The sequence below is a fragment of the Spirosoma arboris genome, from assembly GCF_009754945.1.
Lineage (GTDB): Bacteria > Bacteroidota > Bacteroidia > Cytophagales > Spirosomataceae > Spirosoma > Spirosoma arboris.
Genome location: NZ_WPIN01000002.1, coordinates 546,278 through 565,439 on the forward strand (window position 1 = coordinate 546,278; position 19,162 = coordinate 565,439).

Consider the following 19,162-nt stretch of genomic DNA (forward strand, 5'->3'; position numbering starts at 1 on the left):
CATCAGTAAATAGATCATTCATTAACCTTTTCAGGAACTACAAAGGAATAAAGTATTATGAAAAATCTGGTTCTGCTCTTAGCCCTGATTGGTTTGACCAGTTCGATTAAACACGAAGCGATTACATGGGTGGCTATTGGCGATTCAATTACGTATTTAAATGAACATCTGGATGAAACCGGAAATCGGATTACCAAAGGATATATGACTCGGGTAACCGAAGAACTACCTTATGTTAAATACATCAACCAAGGCCATAATGGCTGGACTTCGGGTGGCATTGCAAAGTCAATTGAAACGCTAGGACTCGTTAAAGCCGATATATATTCGGTCTTTTTGGGTACCAACGATTGGTGGTCAGGCCGGCCTTTAGGTCGTTTGGACGATTATCAACGTAACACGGGCAACAACACAGTATACGGCTCTTTCCGGATTATTGTCGACAAGCTTCGAAGCCTGAATCCTCAGGCACCCATCATTTTAATCACACCCATGCAGCGGGTAGACTTTGTCTATTTGGCTAATTTCAAAAATAACGCGTACGGATCATATAAGCCAAAAAATGGGCAGTATCTGGAAGCCTTTGCCAATGCCATCGATTCAATTGGTCATGCCGAACATTTTGCCGTGGTCGATCTTTATCACCTGAATGGCTTACAGGCGAAGAAATTGGTTAAATATAAACGACTGAAAGATCCAAAAAGTGGTGTTTATACCAATTATGGGTATCCGAAGTTTATTGATATTCCCTTCAACCCCGAAACAGATGAGTACCCCTACCCTGTTGGGGCCATTGACAAAACTTATGACGGGCTACATCCTTCTGATAAAGGGTACGAACTCATTAGCCGTCCGTTAGTTAAGATCATTAAAAAATACTGACTATAATCTGTCAGGTAATCGCTCCCGCATACGGTTATGACCAAACTAAGCAAAGACACAACAATGAACCGACTTACGCTCATTTTCACCTTGCTGATCAGTACGATTTCAGCAACGTTCGCCCAGCAGCCTACTTCGACAACAGCGCCAGCTGCTCCGCCCATGCGATTGACCAGTACAGCGTTCCCGGATGGTGGAATTATCCCAATCAAGTTTACACAGGCGGCTCCGGGTGCTGCACCTGGTGGAGGAACTTCACCCGAATTAAGTTGGACCAACGTTCCGGCGGGCACGCAGAGCTTTATTCTGCATATGCATGATGTTGATGTGAGTCGGAACAAAAGCATTGATGATAACCTCCATTGGCTGGTCTGGAACATTCCGGCCAACCTCACTGGATTGCCAGAAGGCATTCCTGTTGGGGCACAATTACCCGATGGGAGTTATCAGATGAATGTATTTACACCATCTTACCGCGGCCCAGGTGCTGCGGCTTCGGGTCCGTTGCATCATTACGTATTTGAATTATATGCCCTGGATACTAAACTCGATGTGAAGCCAAGCGCAGAGGGTTCAGAAACTCGGTTGAATGTCATGAAGGCCATTCAGAATCATGTGCTGGGCAAGGCGGCTTACGTAGGTTTATTCAAACGTCCCCAGTAAATAACTACTATTTAGCAACCACAAAGGGACGGAGAGTGTAGAGCAATAAGGGGATAAATCTCCTCTTTAAAGACTATACGCTCCCCGTCCCTTTGTGGTTATTTTTCCTGGTTACTTAAAAGCGACATTAAAGCTGCCCTCCGTCAATGTACTTTTGATCGTACCGGATGCATCATAAGTCGTAAAACTAAATGTACCGATCACATTGGTAGCCGTCTTCTTCGTAATCGTGACGGTTCCTGTGCCACCATTGCGGGTCGAGAAATCATATTGATTAACCGTCATAATACCAAGATTGACCGTATTAATAGGAAAGGTGCCTTCGCCGACTGTTTTAGGTAACAAAAGGGCGACCAGGTTTCCGGTTTTGCTGTCGAGGCCATAAATACCGTAGTAGGTATCATCAGCTGGCGAGCTAGTCAGGGCATAATTCAAGTCAGGCGTATAGACATAGCCATCTACCTTGACCTGAAAACCTGCTGCGACCTGAGTGGTCGACTGCGTGGGGGTAGTTGGTGTAGTGGTAGTGGTTGGCGTAGTCGGTGTTGTAGTGGTCTGCGCTGGCATCACATCATCCGATTTTTTACTGCATGCGCTAAGCGTAGAAATGATGGCAAACAGGGCGATTACGTATGTAGTTTTCATGACTGAATAATTGGTTGTTTTGTGAGTGATTGTAAGGCAAAGCCGATGATTTATGGGGCCTTGTTTTCCTTTGATGAATCAAACCTACAACAACCCGAAGGCCCTCATTGAGGCAACTATACAGGAAGCGGCTTTGGCTTTAAGAGCGGTGGGCACAAGTACACAAGTGGCGAAGCATGTACATGGCTTCTAATTTCACTAGCTCATAATCAACGTCCTAATGACTTACCCCTGTTCGGGGAAGTACCATATTGCTATTTTCAGGCATGGCTACCGGCTGAATAAACGGATGTTTTATTTCTGGGAAAGCCTTTTGAATTGATGCATGGATGCGTACAATCGCCTGATTGATTGCGTCAGTCGTTAGCTCAGCATGAAAATTTACACTCTGTACTAAGGTAATTTCCTCTGGCCCGAGATAGATTGTTGCAATTTGAACCGTTTTTAGCACTGCCGGGTCGGCTTCGGTCAACGCGACTAGCTGAGCAGACAGTTGTGGAGAAACCCCTTCGCCCAGAAGTAAACTTTTGCTTTCACGTGCCAGAACGACGGCTACGCCGACTAACAGCAAACCAATGAGAATCGACGCCAACCCATCTAAATAGGGATTATTGAAGGTATGACCAAGAAACACACCCAGGAAAGCGATGATCAGACCCAATACATCAGACGCATCTTCAAACAAAACCGTGAATGTAGCGGAGTCTTTACTATCTTTTATAGCGGCCCAGAGCGATTGATCGCCACGAGTAGCATTGAAAGCACGCCAGGCTGTGATCAACGAATAGCCATCTAACGTAAAGGCAACCCCCAATACGATATAATTCCAGAAAGGGTCTTTGATCAACTCCGGATGCTGCATATGGGTCATGCCTTCATAAAAGGAAACGCCCCCGCCTACGGCAAAAATGAGAAGAGCTACTACATAAGCCCAAAAGTATTGCTCCCGTCCATACCCAAAGGGGCGCTTTTGATCGGGTGGGCGCTGACTTCGACTAATCCCTAACAGCAGCAGTAACTCATTTAGGGTGTCGACCAGGGAGTGAATACCTTCCGAAATCATCGCCGAACTTCCTGTAATACTGGCTGCAATAAACTTAGTAGCGGCAATACCTAAGTTAGCGGCCAAAGCCGTGTAGAGTGGTGTTTTAGAAGAAGCCATAGTGTTGAAACTGAACCTGATTTCAGTTGTTCAAACCTTAAACTACTTCTTTTTACGAATAGTGGTACTAGTGTTTCCGTGATGGCGGTTACTTATAACCGACATCACGGAAAAGCAAACTAACTCCCTACAAGCCCGAACTTGTGAAATTATACACGCCCGATCCGATTTTTAGCACTACGTATCCCGGTCCGGAACCAGCTGCTGTCAATCCTGCCGCTGATAACGATTTACCACTCTCCAGAACAGCTTCCGCATTTTTGGCTGGAACGTAAATCGTAGCCGTTGTATTGGCTGGAATTTCTACTGTAAACGACAACTTATCTGCTTCCTTTTTCCAGCTCGACCGAACGGTGCCATAATACGTTTGCAAACTGGCACTCGCCGATGTTAAACCACCGCCGGGTTGTGGCTTAATGATCGTGTGTTTATAGCCAGGATCGGTTTCGTCGGTGTCAATGCCGGTAATGGTTCGGTACATCCAGTCGCCAACGGCTCCGTATGCATAGTGGTTGAAGGAAGTCATGGACGGGCTCTGGAAAGTACTGTCGGGCTTCATTGAATCCCAACGTTCCCAGATCGTCGTAGCTCCCATTTTCACCGGATATAACCAAGACGGATACGTTTCCTGCAACAGCAATTTGTAAGCCACATCGGTCCGGCCAAAACGAGTCAATACATGGCATAAGAAAGGCGTGCCCAGAAAGCCTGTGGTTAAGTGGTTGTTATATTTTTTGACATTGTCAACCAGTCGATCTACTGCTTGTGGGCGTAGATTTTCGGGAATCATGTCGAACTGCAACGCCAGTACATAAGCTGTTTGTGTATCCGAAATCAGTCGACCACTCGGGGTCATATAGGCATTCTGAAACGCTTTTTTAATACGTTCTAAAAGTGCCGCGTAATGGGTAACATCCTCTGTTTTGCCTAATAACATAGCCGCCTTCCGCATCAGATCGGTACTATACGCATAGAAGCATTGAGCTACCAAATGATTATCGGTGAAGGCCGATTTAGCTTCAAAAGCCGGGCTCCCTTCAGTGGTTACATAAGAAAGCCAGTCGCCAAACTGGAAGCCTTCACTCCAGAGATCATTTTTCGCCACACGTTCCATATAGCCTTCATATGCTTTCATAGTGGCATATTGCTGCTCTACAATACGCCGATCGCCGTAAGCCAGATACATATTCCAGGGAATGATTATGCTCGCATCCGACCAGCCTGCTGCGCCTGCTGGTTCATCTTTAACCGGACGTTTATTAAGCACATCCGGAATAATAAACGGAACGGCTCCGTTCGAAAACTGATCGGCGGTAACGTCTTTAAGCCACTTGGCGAAGAAATTGTTGACGCCGAAGTTGAAAGCCGCCGTTCTGGAGAATACTTCAGCATCACCAGTCCATCCCAATCGTTCGTCGCGTTGCGGGCAGTCGGTGGGAACGTCAAGAAAGTTACCCCGCTGACCCCATTGAATATTGCTCTGTAATTGGTTGACAAGAGCGTTTGAGGTCGTGAACTCGCCGGTTTTTGGAATGTCGGAATACAGAGTTATCGCAGTAAAATCAGCCGGATTAATTGGGCCAGTTAACCCATTGATTTGCACGTAGCGAAAGCCGAAAAAGGTGAAATGAGGCTCGAGAGTTTCGGTCCCTCCTTTGAGCAGATAAGTTGCCAGCGCCTTCGCCGTACGGAGGTTTTCGAAGTAGGGATTACCGAACTTGTCGAGCATTTCCACATGCGAAAGCACGATTTTATCCCCAGCTTTTCCGGTCACCTTGAACTTTACCCAGCCCACCAGATTTTGCCCGAAATCCAGCACGGTCTCGCCTTTGGGCGTCGTTATCACTTTTACTGGTTTGCGGGTTTCGTGCTGCCCAACCAGTTCGTTGTAGTTGGCTACCAGATTCGTATACCCAAACGGCTTCGTCATTACGCCCGACCAGTCGGAATCAGCATAGCCTGCGGTTGTCCAGCCTGCTTTTTCAAGTCGGGAATCATAGATTTCACCATCGTAAATTTCGGCAAAACGAACGGGGCCTGTCGATGATTTCCAGCTCTCGTCGGTAATAACCGTTTCCGAACTTCCGTCGGTATACGTAATGGCCAGTTGCCCTACTAACGCCAGATTTTTGCCATACATATTCCTTTGATTTTCCCAGACCAAGCGCCCCCGGTACCAGCCACTGGCCAACGAAACACCAATCGCATTCTGCCCCTGGTTTATCAGGTTCGTAACATCATAAGTCTGATATTGAAGATGGTTGTTGTAGCTTGTCCAGCCGGGTGTCAGATAGGCATCACCGACACGTTTTCCATTTATCTGCGCTTCGTAGAGGCCATGCGCCGTGATGGATAAAGTGGCAGAACGTACTTTCTTCGGCGTGGCGAACACTTTTCGCATTAGTGGGCTTGGCCGATTCACGGTATCTTCCACATAGCCTGGCTCTATCCATTTGGCTTTCCAATTTCCTGCTGTCAGCAAACCCGTTTGCCAATACGCCACTGGGCTCCAGGCTGATGGCTTAGTCGCGGTATTGTCCCAGATACGAACCTGCCAGAAATACCGCTGTCCCGGCTTTAGCGCAGTCCCTGCATAGAGCACATGCACTGACTGATCTGAGGCTACTCGCCCAGACTGCCAAACAGCTCCTTTTGCTATCGAGGCAGCATCAGTATTAACCCGAACTTCGTAAGCTGTTTGCCGAACATTTTGTTTTGTAGCAATCAATTGCCAACTCAATCGAGGTATAGTTACATCTAACCCAATAGGATTGACTCGGTTTTCGGTCAGCAGCTGTTGAACGCTCGATTGGGCAAGTGACCACGTACTAATCAATTGAAGTAACGCAAAAAGGGAAAGGCATTTTTTCATGTAGACTTATAAGAGAGGGATTCAAAATGTAATCTATAATTTTTCAAATATAAAACTCACTTATACAGAGGCTTCCCTATACTTTCCTACTTCTCCGTTGATACAAAATTGGTGTCCTTAGGAAAAGCCAACTGATTAATGAAGCAAATACAATGCTTCGGCCTTCCGGTTAAACGGGTGATCAAGTAGGAATTTCGCAAAAGCGAGCAAAAAGCCGTGCCACGGTTATTTTTAGGGTAATGGATAAACCGTGGCACGGCTTTTTGCTCGCTTTTGCGAAATTCCTATGCTTATTAAAAAAAGTATCAGTCTTTGGAACTAATAGACAGACTAGTCTGTATTGATATTAACTGTGCTTATTATAATGAAAACTAATTCGTCAGAAAAAGCCCGCCCATCTGAAACCCGTGATCGAATTATTGATACGGCATCGCGGCTATTCTATAAACAAGGGTATAATCTAACAGGCATTAACCAGTTGATTAATGAAGCAGCTGTGGCGAAAGCCAGTCTCTATCAGCACTTTCCATCTAAAGAAGATTTGCTCATTGCCTACCTGACCAAGACGAGCAATGAATGGTTTATCGGTCTCAACGACTATCTGGCACCTTACGTTATGCCTAAAACCAAAGTTTTGGCTGCATTTGATTTGTTACTTGATTTTTCAGAAACAGTGGCCTTTCGAGGCTGTCATTTCCAGAATATTATTTCTGAAGTACCGCAGGAAAGCGAAGCTGTGCGAGCTATAATTCGCAATCATAAGGCTCGTATGCGTCAGTTTTTTACCGATCTGCTGAGCGGTACCGATCAGGCAGAACAAGCAGATGCTGTGACCGTACTTTTTGAAGGAGCTTTGATTGCTGGACAAATGCAGCAGAACGCATGGCCCGTTCAGGCAGCCCACACCTTACTTGAGAAATTGCTTTAATTTTTTCTATATCATAGACAGACTGTTCTGTTCAAATTTTCAGTAAAATTCACCTTTCAAACCAATCAAGTTCATGAAACAATTCACAGTACCTACACGGGACGAAGTCTCAGAAAGTAATCAGGCCCTGTTTGATGCTTTACAAAAGGGCCTTGGTTTTGTACCTAATCTGTATGCAACAATCGCTCACTCAGACAACGGCCTGGCAAGATATCTGGCCTTTCAGGGAGCCAAAACATCTCTAAGTAACAAAGAAAAAGAAGTGGTCAATTTAGCGGTGAGCGAGGTAAATGGATGTCGGTATTGTCAGAGTGCCCATACTGTGTTGGGAAAAATAAACGGCTTTTCTGAGGAAGAAATCCTGGATCTTCGGAGTGGTTATAGTGCGGCTCCGAAACTAGATGCGCTGGTTAAATTGGCTAAAGACATTACTGAAAATAAAGGCCGGGTAGCCTCTGACACATTGGATGCTTTCTATGCAGCGGGCTATACCGATGGCAATTTGGTTGATGTGATTTTACAGGTAAGCGATAAGATTGCGATGAATTACTTGCATAACCTGACCAATATCCCCATTGACTTTCCTTTAGCAACTGAACTCGAAACTGTTTAATCATAACGCTCTCAACCAATTTATCATGAACACAACTAACTCCGATACGCCATCTGAAGATGACGGCCGCCCTTTTGTTAACGAAGCCTGTGGCGACGACCTGTGGGACGAAGTATTAGCGCAACCTCCCTATAACCCAGCGTTACGTCCACCTTTACCACCGTTCACACTGGAAACGGCGCAGCAAAAAGTGCAGATGGCCGAAGATGCCTGGAATAGTAAAGACCCCGAAAGAGTCAGTTTAGCCTATACGATAGATACTGAGTGGCGTAATCGCACAGAGTTTATTAATGGACGTGAAGCTGTAAAAGCGTTTTTGAGCCGCAAATGGGAAAAAGAGCTTGATTACAAACTCAAGAAAGAACTATGGGGCTTTCGCGAGAATCGGATGGCGGTTCGGTTTGAATATGAATGGCACGATGCTGCCGGGCAATGGTATCGCAGCTATGGCAATGAACTATGGGAGTTCGATGAAAATGGTCTCATGCGAAAACGATTTGCCAGCATTAACGATTTACCAATCCAGGCCGATGAACGTCAGCTAAGCAGTCTATAACCAACCCAAGCTAGCTCATGCATATCTTATCGGTCAATGTGGGCCTGCCTCGTTCTGTCCAATGGGGTGGACGAACAATTACGACGGGCTTCTACAAGCAACCCGCTTCGGGGCCGGTGTCACTCGAATTGCTCAATTTTGTTGGAGATCGGCAGGCAGATTTGATTGTACATGGCGGCCCCGACAAAGCTGTTTACGCCTATGACGATACCCACTATGCCCATTGGAGGCACCAAATTAACCGCGAGGACTGGACGCCAGGCTTGTTCGGCGAAAATCTAACGACCTCAGGTCTGCTTGAATCTGAAGTACGCATGGGCGATCTGTTTCGTATTGGATCGGCTTTACTACGTGCTGTTCAACCACGCTTTCCATGTTATAAACTAAACGTTCGATTCGATGACCCTGGCATGACTCGACACTTTGCTCGCGAGGGTCGTTCTGGTATTTATTTTCGGGTGGTTGAGCCGGGAGTCGTGCAAGCAGGCGACGATATTACCCTGATCGAAGAAGCCAACACAACCATTACAATACAAACCGTGTCTCAGATTGTACTAACCCGTAAGGTAGAAGAAGACGTACTCGCTAGCCTGATTGCCCTCCCATATTTGCCCCAGTCATTAAAGATGATGTTTGGTCAGTAGCTTTGGAACGCAATTGAAAGGCTCTCCAATCAGGACAAACAACTCGCATGTCTGTTATATAGGTAGGGCTTAATTCCACATAAAAAAGCAAAAGTCAATTAGCTTGTGATGGCAAGACTAATTGGCTTTTGCTTTTTTATGCAGTGTTCTTTAGCTTGGTTTAGTTAAACGTTAAATCAATTACAATAGGTTATAGTCAGTAGTTGACTATTAAATAGTGAGATCTACATCACTATACGTTACTTACACCTTCATGGTTAAACTATTTTTTATTTTTCGAGTATATATCATAAAAATCGCATATCGAGTTTGATTAAGCGACTGAGATAACGAGTTTTACAAATGCCATTTAGTAGGCAGAGCCGATGATTTTAGAAGCAGACACTTTCATACTTAAATGAGTTCAACAACATCCAACAAACACAATACACCTTTAAAATCCCTGCCTAAATCCCTAACCGGTATTATAGGGCTGGATGAAATAACGACTGGAGGATTGCCCGCCGGGCGACCAACACTTATTTGTGGTGGTGCCGGAAGTGGCAAAACCTTGTTCTCAATCGAATTTATTGTTCGTGGAGCAATGGATTACAATGAGCCAGGCGTATTCATGGCTTTTGAAGAAAAAACGGAAGAGCTAACCCAGAATGTCACATCATTAGGGTTTGATCTTGACCAGCTCCAAAAAGAGAAACTCATCAAGCTCGATCACGTTCACATTGAACGAAGCGAAATTGAAGAAACCGGCGAATATGATCTGGATGGACTTTTTATTCGCTTAGGCTATGCGATCGACAGCATAGGAGCAAAACGAGTTGTTCTAGACACAATCGAAAATCTGTTTGCTGGCCTCACTAATCAGGGAATTCTACGGGCTGAGTTGAAACGGCTGTTCGAGTGGTTAAAAGAAAAGAAAGTAACCACCATCATTACGGGGGAAAAAGGCGAGGGCATGTTGACTCGCCACGGTCTCGAAGAATATGTATCCGATTGCGTTATTCTACTCGACCACCGGATCAACAATCAAATCTCGACTCGCCTTCTTCGCATTGTCAAATATCGAGGCTCTGTACACGGCACCAATGAATACCCATTCTTAATTAACGAGAAAGGCATTTCGGTTCTGCCCGTTACATCTCTGACGCTTGATCATCCTGTCTCGTCCGAACGCATCTCGTCGGGCATCCCTACGCTGGACAAAATGTTGGATGGTCAGGGCTTTTTCCGGGGTAGTAGTATTCTGGTTTCAGGCACTGCCGGTACCGGAAAAACCAGTATCGCTGCCTCATTTGCCGATGCCTCCTGCCAGCGGAATGAACGCTGTATCTACTTCGCTTTTGAAGAATCGCCCCAACAGATCATTCGGAATATGCGTTCTATTGGCCTTGATCTTCAGAAACATATCGATAGCGGCTTGCTAAAGTTTCAGGCATCCCGGCCAACCCTGAACGGCCTGGAAATGCATCTGGTAAGCATTCATAACCAGATTAAAGAATTCAAACCAGCAGCCGTTGTTCTGGACCCAATTACGAATCTGATAACGGTTGGTTCTGTCAGCGATGTCAAGTCGATGCTGATGCGGTTGATTGACTTTCTACAAGCAGAACAAATAACCGTTCTGTTCACGGCGCTTTCGCTGAATAATGTAGTCAATGAACAAACAGACGAAGGTGTTTCATCGTTAGTAGATGCCTGGCTGCTGGTACGGGACATCGAATCGAACGGTGAACGAAATCGGGGAATGTATGTCATGAAATCCCGGGGTATGAAGCACTCCAACCAGGTACGGGAATTTGTAATTACCGACAAGGGGCTGAATATGATTGACGTTTATTTGGGTCCCGAAGGTGTTCTAACCGGATCGGCCCGAGAAACGCAGCAATTACAGGAAGAGACGGGGGTGGTCCTGCGCGAACACGCCGTTAGCCGAAAAAATCGGGAAATTGAACGCAAGCGATTGGTCCTCGAATCAAAAATAGCTGGCCTGAAAGAAGAGTTCGAATCGGTACAGGACGAGTTAAACAAGACGTACATTGAGGACGAGTTACGCAAAGAGGTACTTGACAAAAATCGCGAACAAATTACTCGTAACCGACATAACGAGTAATTCATTAGGTGACTCAACTAACGATAGATGAAAACAAAAGAAGAAACCTGGGAGTTGCGACTCTATATTGCCGGAAATACACCTAAATCTCAGACCGCCCTGAGCAACCTGAAAAGGTATTGCGAAGAGCATTTGAAAGGTAAGTACATCATTGAGGTAATTGATTTGTTGGTAAAACCACAACTGGCCGAAGGCGACCAGATTTTTGCAGTGCCCACTTTAGTAAAAAAAGTACCTGAGCCTATTCGAAAAATCATTGGTGATCTATCGAATGAAGAAAAAGTTCTGGTAGGCTTAAACATTCGTCCGGCAAGTAAGTAGATGACTGACCCATCACAACCAGAAGATACCGATCCAGATGCCGAAGACGGTTTCTACGTACTACATTTATTTGTAACGGGAGCTTCCCTGCACTCAACACGGGCGATTGCAAATCTCAAACAAATTTGTGAATCGTATATACCAGGAAAGTATTCACTGGAAGTAATTGATGTGTATCAGCAAAAAGCACTGGCAGAGCAGGAGCAACTTATTGCACTGCCTTTATTAATTAAACGTATGCCCTTACCCGAACGAAGGTTAGTTGGCGATCTCTCGAATACAGAAAAAGTACTCACCGGATTAGGGCTTTCCAGGTAATGAGCATGAATGGACCTAAAACATATGAGCAACTGGTCGCCGAAAATGAAAGCCTGCGCTGGCAACTCGAAGAAGCAACCGAAACGATCCAGGCCATTCGTACTGGTCAGATCGATGCTTTAGTGGTTGAGGGAGAAGATGGTCATGAGCTCTATACCCTGAAAACAGCCGATCAAACCTACCGGATTTTTATCGAAACCATGAATGAAGGGGCTGTCACTCTAAATAAGGACGGTCTTATTTTATATAGCAATTCTACATTTGCCTCAATGGTTGATTTTCCCCTATCGAAAGTCATTGGCTTACCCTTTGATCAATTTACGGGGCCCAACTACAAAGAGGAGTTTGATTCTTTGTTTAAAGAAGTCTGGACAGGTAATCGGAAGATTGAATTTACTCTTATTGGCAATAACCAAAAAATAGTACCTTGTCAACTCTCGGCAACTGCCCTGGACCTTGATGGTGGCGTTTGTTTGAGTATGATCTTAACGGATCTGACGGCTCAGAAAGAAACCCAGCAATTGCTAAAAGACAACAACGAGCAACTTGAGCAAACAAATACAGCGCTGGAAATCAGCAATCAGGCGTTGAACCGATCAAACAATAACCTACAGCAATTTGCCTACATCGCCAGCCATGACCTACAGGAGCCTTTGCGCAAGATCCAGTCCTTCGGCGATTTGTTAAAAACTCAATATGCCAACCAGTTAGGCGACGGTGTGAATCACCTGGAACGGATGCAGGTAGCCGCTGGTCGAATGTCGACGCTGATTAAAGATCTGCTAAGTTTCTCGCGCATTTCAACGCAACAGAACACCACAGCGCCCATTTCACTGACTGGTGTGATAAACATGGTTCTGACGGATCTGGAACTGCTCATCCAGGAAACAGGTGCCGTTGTTACGGTTGAGAACCTACCCACAATACAGGGCGATCGATTACAACTGGAGCAACTGTTCCAGAACTTACTGAATAATGCCCTCAAATTTCGCCGTGCGAATGTTACTCCTCAAATTCGTGTCAGCTCCCAAATCGTAGTCGCTTCAGACATTCCTGCTTCTATAAAACCAACTCGCCAGGCAGCGACTTACTATCGAGTTGATGTAGCCGATAATGGTATCGGCTTTGACCAAAAATATGTTGATCGCATCTTTCAGGTCTTCCAGCGGCTACACAACAAAACCGAATTTGCCGGTACAGGTATTGGTTTAGCCATTTGCGAAAAGGTCGCAGCTAATCATGGTGGGACTATTACGGCCAGTAGTGAGCCAGGGTCAGGCACTACATTTCAGGTATACTTCCCTATATAAGGTAACATATAGTAAACGCGAAAAGCTGCGTTTTTAGCCCTTTTATAACAACTCACAAACTAAATTGGCGAGTAAGACACGTCAATAGAGTTATTGGGGTATTGAAATTTAGGACATTCCCCGCTAAAATACATTATAAGCGACTTTTTAAAGCTCTATCTGGCCGCTAACGGTGTACATATACACCGTTAAATAAATTCATACCAAATCTGTTAACCAAATCGAATTACTAATGTCTATTAGTCATATAGATACATTTATTTTGTAAACTTAGTCTAACCCATAATTAACGATTTATCATGCAGGTCTCTTTAACCGATGAAGAGATGATTCGACGGTACTTACCTACCCAGCCGGATCATTGCTTCGAAGCCCTCTATAACCGGTACGTAAAGAAAGTCTACCGGCGGTGCCTGTCAATGACGAATGATTCTTTACAGGCCGAAGATTTTACCCACGACATTTTTCTGAAGGTATTTAATAAACTAGATGCCTTCCAACAGCGCTCCAGCTTTTCGACTTGGCTTTATTCGATAGCCTACAACTACTGCGCCGACCAGATCAAACTAGCCAAACGGCTACCAACAACTGCACTGGAAGGCAGCCTGGAGTGGTATAAGTCTGAACCGATGGAAGCTCAGTTGCACGAAGAAACACTCCAGGTTGTCAGACAGGCCATGGATACTCTTTCGAGCGAAGAGCGTAAGTTACTCCGCCTGAAATACGAAGACAATATGAGCATCGAAGAAATTGCTCAATTGTATAATCTTAAGCTTAGCGCAGTTAAAATGCGATTAAAGCGAAGCCGGGAAAAAGTGCAACGGTTATGCGCGCAACAGTATCAAGGCTAATCAGCTCTTGTTGTATCTGATTTTTATTTTCAACAACTAAGGAGTGATTTTTTGACACTGCTAAATTCTTGCAGAATACCAATTATCAATACGTATGAGCAATAAAGCCTGACTAGTAATATAGTCAGGCTTTATTGCTCATACGTATTGATAGGTACAAAATCAAAAAGCCGCTTCCGTAAAAGCGGCTTTGAACTCATCTATAGGCAACAGGACCCGCAGGACCTGGAAGGAATGCAAAGAGATAGGCTTAAAATAAGTTTTTAATATCGATCCGACGATGCAAATGCTCTTCGTCTTTGAAAGGCAGCATGACCATTACCCTGCCTTGTTCATGAATAGCTTCTATATGATCGGCATCAATGAAGGACGGAATATCCAAAACCCGCAGGAACATAGGTACGGCCAATCGCTGACTTACACCTTCTTCCTGGCGCTCAGATGTACTGACTAACAACGTATAGAGAACGAGTTTACTACCCTCAACCAGCACATTAAATGAATTGGCTTTTACGCCAGGGGCAGATAGGGTTATAATTAAGCGTTCATCTTCTCGCTCAACGTTCATGGTGGTCTGACTCGACCCACCATATAGGGTATTCAGCAAGTCAATCTGCCCGCCTGTTCCCTTAAACACGTTTTCTATCGTTTTCATAGTGGATGTTGTTTATTGCTCTAGTCAATTCTTTTATTTCTTAGACAAACCTCGTGCCTAATGGATTAATCTTTATTTTATAAGCCAGGATGTCAGCCATAAATTATTATTTCTCCCCAGAATATGCCGTTTTGACACTGGAGTAACACATTCTGCCATTTTTACTACCTAGTTACGTATTTTCAATAGTGTTGCGATTTATGGGCTCTGTGGGGCTCTCTTTCTACACTTTGCCACAGTAGCACCAAGTGAATAAAACCTAATGTTCCTGCCGTATCTTTGCCAGATCATGCATATTAAAGTTGGAACGCGAAGCAGCCGATTAGCAATCTGGCAGGCAGCCTATATACAAACGTTACTTCACCAAGCGGGCTTAACCTCTGAGTTAGTGCTTATTGAGACCAAAGGGGATTTGGTGCTCGATCGTTCTCTGGCGAAAATTGGAAGCAAGGGCGTATTTACGCAGGAGTTGGAAGACCAGTTGCGCGATGGCACCATCGACATTGCTGTTCATAGTGCCAAGGACCTCCCTTCAAGCTTACCTCCCGATTTGAGTATCATTGCTTTTACAGAGCGAGAGCTAGCCAATGACGTACTCGTTAGTCGAAACAAGGCGGTATCGCTCAAGGGTGGTCAGGCATTTCGGATTGGCACGTCATCGACACGCCGGGTGGCGATGCTCAAACACTATTGTCCGCACCTGACTACGGTCGATATGCGTGGCAATCTGCAAACGCGTATCCGTAAACTCGATGAAGGTCAGTGCGATGCTCTTTTGCTTGCTTACGCGGGCGTTCATCGAATGGAATACGATGATCTCATAGTCGAACACTTACCGGTTACTGAATTTACACCCGCCGTTGGCCAGGGAAGCGTGGCAATCGAAGCCGCAACTTCTCTAAACAGTGAAGTTGCGGATACCCTTACCCGAATCATTAATCATGAGCCAACCGCAGCCTGTTTGCGTGCCGAGCGAGCGTTTCTGGCCAGGCTTGAAGGTGGATGCAGCATTCCATCGTTTGCGCTGGCTCAATGGATAAATGAACAAACTATTAGCCTGACAGGCGGTCTGGTGAGTTTAGATGGAGAGCAGCTACTTCGCGAAACCTTTACGGGCACATCCAATGAAGCCCAGCTGATCGGTCATTCGCTGGCCGAAAGCATCCTGGAACGCGGGGGTGACGAATTATTACAGCAAATCCGCCAACAACTATGACCATAAAAATTGCCCAGTCTGATGTCGACATTCGGCGCTGTGTACCCGCTATGCTAGCCCTGCGTTCGCATCTAACGCCCGAAGAAGCCTTCGACCGCATCAGCGCTCAACAGGCGAGTGACGGTTTCATACTCGCGTTTGTTGAGCCCGAGAATCCAGACGATACAGTTCCGGCTGTGACTGGCTATCGATACCTTAATTTTCTGTACAGCGGCAAAACCCTTTATATAGACGACCTATCGACCTTACCCGAAGGACGTGGAAAAGGCTATGCTAGCGCCTTACTCGATTTTGTTATCGATCAGGCTCGGCAGGCAGATTGCCAGTGTGTTTCGTTGGACTCAGGTCAGAATCCAGCCCGTTACGATGCCCATCGACTGTACCTGAATAAACGATTTAATATCGCCAGCCATCATTTCAAGCTGGATTTATAGTATATTAATTTAAACGCAAGAGACGCAAGGAGTTGCGCAAAGGGCGCAAAAAAAACAATCTTTGCGTTCTTTGCGCTTTCCTCTTCCCCCTTTGCGTTTAAAATTCATTAGACTATGAATCTTTTCCGAATTAGTTGGAGTAATCTAAAAGATAAGCCTCTTAGCAGTTTTTTAAGTGGGTTGCTAATGACTTTTGGCATCACGATTATTTCGCTGTTGCTGTTGCTGAACAAGCAACTAGACGATCAGTTCCGGAAAAATATCAAAGGAATCGACATGGTGCTGGGTGCAAAAGGCAGCCCTCTACAATTGATTCTGTCGAGTATTTATCAAATTGATTCGCCAACGGGAAATATTTCGCTTGATGAAGCCGAACGACTTACTCGTAACCCGATGATCAAAACAGCCATCCCGCTATCTATGGGAGATAATTACCGCTCGTTTCGGATTATTGGGACAAACAAAAAATACCTCGACCATTTCGAAGCTACTGTTGGTCAGGGGAAGCTGTTTCAGCAGAATTTAGAGGTGGTTATTGGTCCTCGTGTGGCCGCTGTTACTGGTTTGAAAATTGGCGATACCTTTTCTGGCTCGCATGGATTAGACAAAGATGGCGACGTACATGCCGACTCAAAATACAAGGTTGTCGGTATTCTGAATGCAACAAACACCGTTACCGATCAGCTCATTCTGACACCCCTTTCAAGCATATGGGCCATTCATGAACACCATGACGAGGAACACCATGAAGCAGGTGAGGCTCACGAAGATCACGAGGAGGAAGTTCACGAAGAAGCTCCACGTGAGATTACGAGCATGCTTATCAAGTTTCGAAATCCACTCGGCATGATGCTGGCACGAGGCATCAACAGCAACTCCAAGCTTCAGGCAGCTTTACCTAATATTGAAGTCAACCGACTGTTTTCGTTGCTGGGTGTAGGCGTAGAAACCTTACGGGGATTGGCCATTGTGATTATGCTTATTTCGGGCGTTAGCGTATTCGTATCGCTTTATAACTCCCTGAAAGAACGACGTTACGAAATGGCGCTTATGCTGTCGATGGGTGCCACGCGCGCACAATTGTTTGGCATGCTCCTGCTTGAAGGATTAGTCCTCGCGCTGATTGGCTTTGGCTTAGGAGTTTTGCTGAGTCGAGTCGGATTATGGTTATTTTCGAGCAGCGTTTCAGAAGATTACCACTACAATCTGGCAGCCTTTGGCATTCTACCTGAAGAATGGATCTTGCTGGGCGTTGCTGTCTTCATTGGTTTGGTGGCCGCTGCTCTCCCCGCCATAGGCGTGTACCGCATGAACATTTCCCGAACCCTGGCAGAAGAGTAAGGAGTGAAGAATGTAGAGTGAAAAGTGAAGAATAACAGGTTATTGTTAAGCCTATTCTTCACTTTTCACTCTACATTCTTCACTCCTTACTCCTAGCCTACTACGTTGTAAATGACGACAGGTTCCGCTTTATTTTTCAGCTTTACTTCGCCGATGCGCTCGCAGGTAAAGGATTCGGCAATTTGCTGCTGGGCCGATTCCGCAATAACGATTTGACCGGGTTGTGCCACCGATTGTAGTCGTTGAGCAGTATTTACGGCATCACCAATTACGGTGTAGTCCAGTCGGCGGAGAGTTGTAGAGCCGATATTACCCGACACCATTTCGCCCGTATTAATCCCGATTGAGACTTGTGGGTGATAGTTCGGATTATTTACCAAGTTATCTTCAAGGGTAGCTATTTGCGTCCGAACGGCCAATGCGGCTTCAATGGCTCGGTCAAAGTGGTATTCGCCCCGGAAAACAGCCATTACGGCATCGCCCATAAACTTATCGACATAGCCGCCCTGCCCGATAATTTCCTTGACCATTACATCGAAATATCGATTCACTAATCGAACAACCGTATCGGGCGATTCGCGCTCAGAAATCGATGTAAATCCGCAGATATCAATAAATAATACGGTTGCCACTACGGTTTCGCTGGCCGAGAGAGACGTTTCAAATTCGGGCTTGTTCATGAACGTCAGCACCGATTCATCTACGTACATTCGAAGAATATTGTTTTCTTTAATAGCCTGCAACGTTTGACGGAGTTGCATAATGTACTCCATCGTTTTGGCCATTGTTAGCTCCAGATCTTCGAAATTGACAGGCTTGGTTACGAAATCAAACGCTCCCCGGTTCATAGCCGTACGGATATTATCCATATCGCCATAGGCCGACACAATTACTGCTTTGAGCATTGGATTGCTTTCATGCAGTTTAATCAACAGTGTCAGGCCATCCATGCCTGGCATGTTGATATCGGTCAACACCATATCCGTATCCGGTTGCTGCGCCAGTACTTCGAGCGCTTCTACACCATCATGGGCAAATAAGAATTCGTATTTTTTTTCTCGAATCTGTCTTCGAAACTTTTGCTTAATCAGCAACTCAAGATCCGTTTCGTCATCAACCACCAATATTTTGGCATTCATGATAAATCGTGAAGTTTTTGTTTGAGAACCGTAAAGTCGAGCGGTTTTGTTAAAAAATCGTTGGCTCCCAATTTAACGGCCTGTGCCTGCGATTCAGGATCACCATAAGCCGTAATCATCATAACAACGGGTGGCGGAGGTGTATTAAAATCTTCACGGATATGGCGCAATAGTTCAAAGCCACTCATACCCGGCATATTGATATCGGATAAAATCAGAATAACCTCTGATGAGTGATCGGCTAGATAGGAAAGAGCCTCTTCGCCGGAATTAGCAAAGTCTAATTTCAATTCTGCATTGCGAATTTCTCGCCGGAACCGCTGGAGAAATAAGTCTTTTACATCTATTTCATCATCAACGACTAAAACTTTCATCATAACATGGGAAGGGTGTGAGTCAAAGATAGAAAATTTGCTTTAGGCATCAATGTACTTGGGTAGCCTCATTTAGCATAATAACAAACTTTATAATCTATTGTCACGGGTTGTGTCTCCTATGGCTTCTT

20 protein-coding genes are annotated in these 19,162 nt (G+C 45.3%); 14 read left to right on the forward strand and 6 right to left on the reverse strand.

Going from position 1 to position 19,162, the window contains the following annotated elements:
- Window positions 1-57 precede the first annotated feature (57 nt).
- Both GO755_RS06245 and GO755_RS06250 read left to right on the forward strand, forming a co-directional pair.
- Entirely contained in the window at window positions 58-882 is an 825-nt protein-coding gene (locus GO755_RS06245; RefSeq protein WP_157583863.1) for an SGNH/GDSL hydrolase family protein, read from the forward strand.
- A 63-nt stretch (window positions 883-945) separates the two neighbouring features.
- Window positions 946-1,545 carry a YbhB/YbcL family Raf kinase inhibitor-like protein gene (locus tag GO755_RS06250; protein ID WP_157583864.1) on the forward strand — a complete coding sequence of 200 codons (600 nt, stop codon included), beginning with the start codon at window positions 946-948 and terminating at the stop codon, window positions 1,543-1,545.
- Window positions 1,546-1,656: 111 nt separating this feature from the next.
- Here the strand turns inward: GO755_RS06250 and GO755_RS06255 are convergent, their stop codons facing one another.
- From GO755_RS06255 to GO755_RS06265, 3 genes are all read right to left on the reverse strand, one after another.
- Complete coding sequence (locus GO755_RS06255) at window positions 1,657-2,190, reverse strand: hypothetical protein (RefSeq protein ID WP_157583865.1); 534 nt, start codon at window positions 2,188-2,190, stop codon at window positions 1,657-1,659.
- Window positions 2,191-2,407: 217 nt separating this feature from the next.
- Window positions 2,408-3,352 (reverse strand): cation diffusion facilitator family transporter, encoded by a 945-nt coding sequence (locus tag GO755_RS06260; RefSeq protein WP_157583866.1) that lies wholly within the window; start codon window positions 3,350-3,352, stop codon window positions 2,408-2,410.
- Between the two features lie 127 nt (window positions 3,353-3,479).
- Window positions 3,480-6,224, reverse strand: coding sequence for a glycoside hydrolase family 78 protein (locus GO755_RS06265; RefSeq protein ID WP_157583867.1), 2,745 nt, complete (start codon window positions 6,222-6,224; stop codon window positions 3,480-3,482).
- Window positions 6,225-6,588: 364 nt separating this feature from the next.
- On the opposite strand from GO755_RS06265, the gene GO755_RS06270 reads away from it, so the two are divergent.
- The 9 genes from GO755_RS06270 to GO755_RS06310 all read left to right on the forward strand — a co-directional run bounded on the left by GO755_RS06270 (window position 6,589) and on the right by GO755_RS06310 (window position 13,872).
- Window positions 6,589-7,152, forward strand: coding sequence for a TetR/AcrR family transcriptional regulator (locus tag GO755_RS06270; RefSeq protein WP_157583868.1), 564 nt, complete (start codon window positions 6,589-6,591; stop codon window positions 7,150-7,152).
- Between the two features lie 73 nt (window positions 7,153-7,225).
- A complete protein-coding gene (locus tag GO755_RS06275; protein ID WP_157583869.1) occupies window positions 7,226-7,765 on the forward strand; it encodes a carboxymuconolactone decarboxylase family protein in 540 nt (179 codons plus the stop codon).
- Between the two features lie 25 nt (window positions 7,766-7,790).
- Window positions 7,791-8,321, forward strand: a complete 531-nt coding sequence (locus GO755_RS06280) for a nuclear transport factor 2 family protein (protein ID WP_157583870.1) — start codon at window positions 7,791-7,793, stop codon at window positions 8,319-8,321.
- Window positions 8,322-8,338: 17 nt separating this feature from the next.
- Window positions 8,339-8,965, forward strand: coding sequence for an MOSC domain-containing protein (locus GO755_RS06285; protein ID WP_157583871.1), 627 nt, complete (start codon window positions 8,339-8,341; stop codon window positions 8,963-8,965).
- A 397-nt stretch (window positions 8,966-9,362) separates the two neighbouring features.
- On the forward strand, window positions 9,363-11,072 hold the full coding sequence (kaiC, locus tag GO755_RS06290; protein ID WP_157583872.1) for a circadian clock protein KaiC: 1,710 nt from the start codon (window positions 9,363-9,365) through the stop codon (window positions 11,070-11,072).
- A 27-nt stretch (window positions 11,073-11,099) separates the two neighbouring features.
- Window positions 11,100-11,393: a circadian clock KaiB family protein gene (locus GO755_RS06295; RefSeq protein ID WP_157583873.1), complete on the forward strand. Its 294-nt coding sequence runs from the start codon at window positions 11,100-11,102 to the stop codon at window positions 11,391-11,393.
- Window positions 11,394-11,711, forward strand: a complete 318-nt coding sequence (locus GO755_RS06300; RefSeq protein ID WP_157583874.1) for a circadian clock KaiB family protein — start codon at window positions 11,394-11,396, stop codon at window positions 11,709-11,711. It abuts the gene before it with no gap.
- Between the two features lie 5 nt (window positions 11,712-11,716).
- A complete protein-coding gene (locus tag GO755_RS06305) occupies window positions 11,717-13,021 on the forward strand; it encodes a sensor histidine kinase (protein ID WP_157583875.1) in 1,305 nt (434 codons plus the stop codon).
- Between the two features lie 299 nt (window positions 13,022-13,320).
- Window positions 13,321-13,872, forward strand: coding sequence for an RNA polymerase sigma factor (locus GO755_RS06310; protein ID WP_157583876.1), 552 nt, complete (start codon window positions 13,321-13,323; stop codon window positions 13,870-13,872).
- Between the two features lie 250 nt (window positions 13,873-14,122).
- Here the strand turns inward: GO755_RS06310 and GO755_RS06315 are convergent, their stop codons facing one another.
- Entirely contained in the window at window positions 14,123-14,527 is a 405-nt protein-coding gene (locus GO755_RS06315) for an Hsp20/alpha crystallin family protein (protein WP_157583877.1), read from the reverse strand.
- Between the two features lie 289 nt (window positions 14,528-14,816).
- Between GO755_RS06315 and hemC the strand changes: the two genes are divergently transcribed.
- The 3 genes from hemC (at window position 14,817) to GO755_RS06330 (ending at window position 17,518) form a co-directional block, all read left to right on the forward strand.
- A complete protein-coding gene (gene hemC, locus GO755_RS06320) occupies window positions 14,817-15,743 on the forward strand; it encodes a hydroxymethylbilane synthase (RefSeq protein WP_157583878.1) in 927 nt (308 codons plus the stop codon).
- Complete coding sequence (locus tag GO755_RS06325; RefSeq protein ID WP_157583879.1) at window positions 15,740-16,177, forward strand: GNAT family N-acetyltransferase; 438 nt, start codon at window positions 15,740-15,742, stop codon at window positions 16,175-16,177. Before hemC ends, GO755_RS06325 begins: the two co-directional genes overlap by 4 nt.
- A gap of 114 nt (window positions 16,178-16,291) precedes the next feature.
- Complete coding sequence (locus GO755_RS06330; protein WP_157583880.1) at window positions 16,292-17,518, forward strand: ABC transporter permease; 1,227 nt, start codon at window positions 16,292-16,294, stop codon at window positions 17,516-17,518.
- 92 nt (window positions 17,519-17,610) lie between these two features.
- On the opposite strand, the gene GO755_RS06335 is transcribed toward GO755_RS06330, so the two are convergent.
- Both GO755_RS06335 and GO755_RS06340 read right to left on the reverse strand, forming a co-directional pair.
- The gene (locus tag GO755_RS06335) at window positions 17,611-18,657 is read right to left on the reverse strand and encodes an adenylate/guanylate cyclase domain-containing protein (RefSeq protein ID WP_157583881.1); all 1,047 of its coding nucleotides are present in this window, start codon (window positions 18,655-18,657) and stop codon (window positions 17,611-17,613) included.
- Window positions 18,654-19,034 (reverse strand): response regulator, encoded by a 381-nt coding sequence (locus GO755_RS06340; RefSeq protein ID WP_157583882.1) that lies wholly within the window; start codon window positions 19,032-19,034, stop codon window positions 18,654-18,656. The genes GO755_RS06335 and GO755_RS06340 overlap by 4 nt, the downstream gene beginning before the upstream one ends.
- Between the last annotated feature and the right edge of the window lie 128 nt (window positions 19,035-19,162).

Bases quoted from the DNA above. Each gene is read 5' to 3' on its own strand.
- GO755_RS06280 (WP_157583870.1), top strand. From the start codon at position 7,791: ATGAACACAACTAACTCCGATACGCCATCTGAAGATGACGGCCGCCCT.
- GO755_RS06325 (WP_157583879.1), top strand. From the start codon at position 15,740: ATGACCATAAAAATTGCCCAGTCTGATGTCGACATTCGGCGCTGTGTA.
- GO755_RS06265 (WP_157583867.1), bottom strand. From the start codon at position 6,224: ATGAAAAAATGCCTTTCCCTTTTTGCGTTACTTCAATTGATTAGTACG.
- GO755_RS06330 (WP_157583880.1), top strand. From the start codon at position 16,292: ATGAATCTTTTCCGAATTAGTTGGAGTAATCTAAAAGATAAGCCTCTT.
- GO755_RS06250 (WP_157583864.1), top strand. From the start codon at position 946: ATGAACCGACTTACGCTCATTTTCACCTTGCTGATCAGTACGATTTCA.
- GO755_RS06270 (WP_157583868.1), top strand. From the start codon at position 6,589: ATGAAAACTAATTCGTCAGAAAAAGCCCGCCCATCTGAAACCCGTGAT.
- GO755_RS06300 (WP_157583874.1), top strand. From the start codon at position 11,394: ATGACTGACCCATCACAACCAGAAGATACCGATCCAGATGCCGAAGAC.
- GO755_RS06340 (WP_157583882.1), bottom strand. From the start codon at position 19,034: ATGATGAAAGTTTTAGTCGTTGATGATGAAATAGATGTAAAAGACTTA.
- kaiC (WP_157583872.1), top strand. From the start codon at position 9,363: ATGAGTTCAACAACATCCAACAAACACAATACACCTTTAAAATCCCTG.
- hemC (WP_157583878.1), top strand. From the start codon at position 14,817: ATGCATATTAAAGTTGGAACGCGAAGCAGCCGATTAGCAATCTGGCAG.
- GO755_RS06295 (WP_157583873.1), top strand. From the start codon at position 11,100: ATGAAAACAAAAGAAGAAACCTGGGAGTTGCGACTCTATATTGCCGGA.
- GO755_RS06315 (WP_157583877.1), bottom strand. From the start codon at position 14,527: ATGAAAACGATAGAAAACGTGTTTAAGGGAACAGGCGGGCAGATTGAC.
- GO755_RS06255 (WP_157583865.1), bottom strand. From the start codon at position 2,190: ATGAAAACTACATACGTAATCGCCCTGTTTGCCATCATTTCTACGCTT.
- GO755_RS06305 (WP_157583875.1), top strand. From the start codon at position 11,717: ATGAATGGACCTAAAACATATGAGCAACTGGTCGCCGAAAATGAAAGC.
- GO755_RS06275 (WP_157583869.1), top strand. From the start codon at position 7,226: ATGAAACAATTCACAGTACCTACACGGGACGAAGTCTCAGAAAGTAAT.
- GO755_RS06285 (WP_157583871.1), top strand. From the start codon at position 8,339: ATGCATATCTTATCGGTCAATGTGGGCCTGCCTCGTTCTGTCCAATGG.
- GO755_RS06335 (WP_157583881.1), bottom strand. From the start codon at position 18,657: ATGAATGCCAAAATATTGGTGGTTGATGACGAAACGGATCTTGAGTTG.
- GO755_RS06260 (WP_157583866.1), bottom strand. From the start codon at position 3,352: ATGGCTTCTTCTAAAACACCACTCTACACGGCTTTGGCCGCTAACTTA.
- GO755_RS06245 (WP_157583863.1), top strand. From the start codon at position 58: ATGAAAAATCTGGTTCTGCTCTTAGCCCTGATTGGTTTGACCAGTTCG.
- GO755_RS06310 (WP_157583876.1), top strand. From the start codon at position 13,321: ATGCAGGTCTCTTTAACCGATGAAGAGATGATTCGACGGTACTTACCT.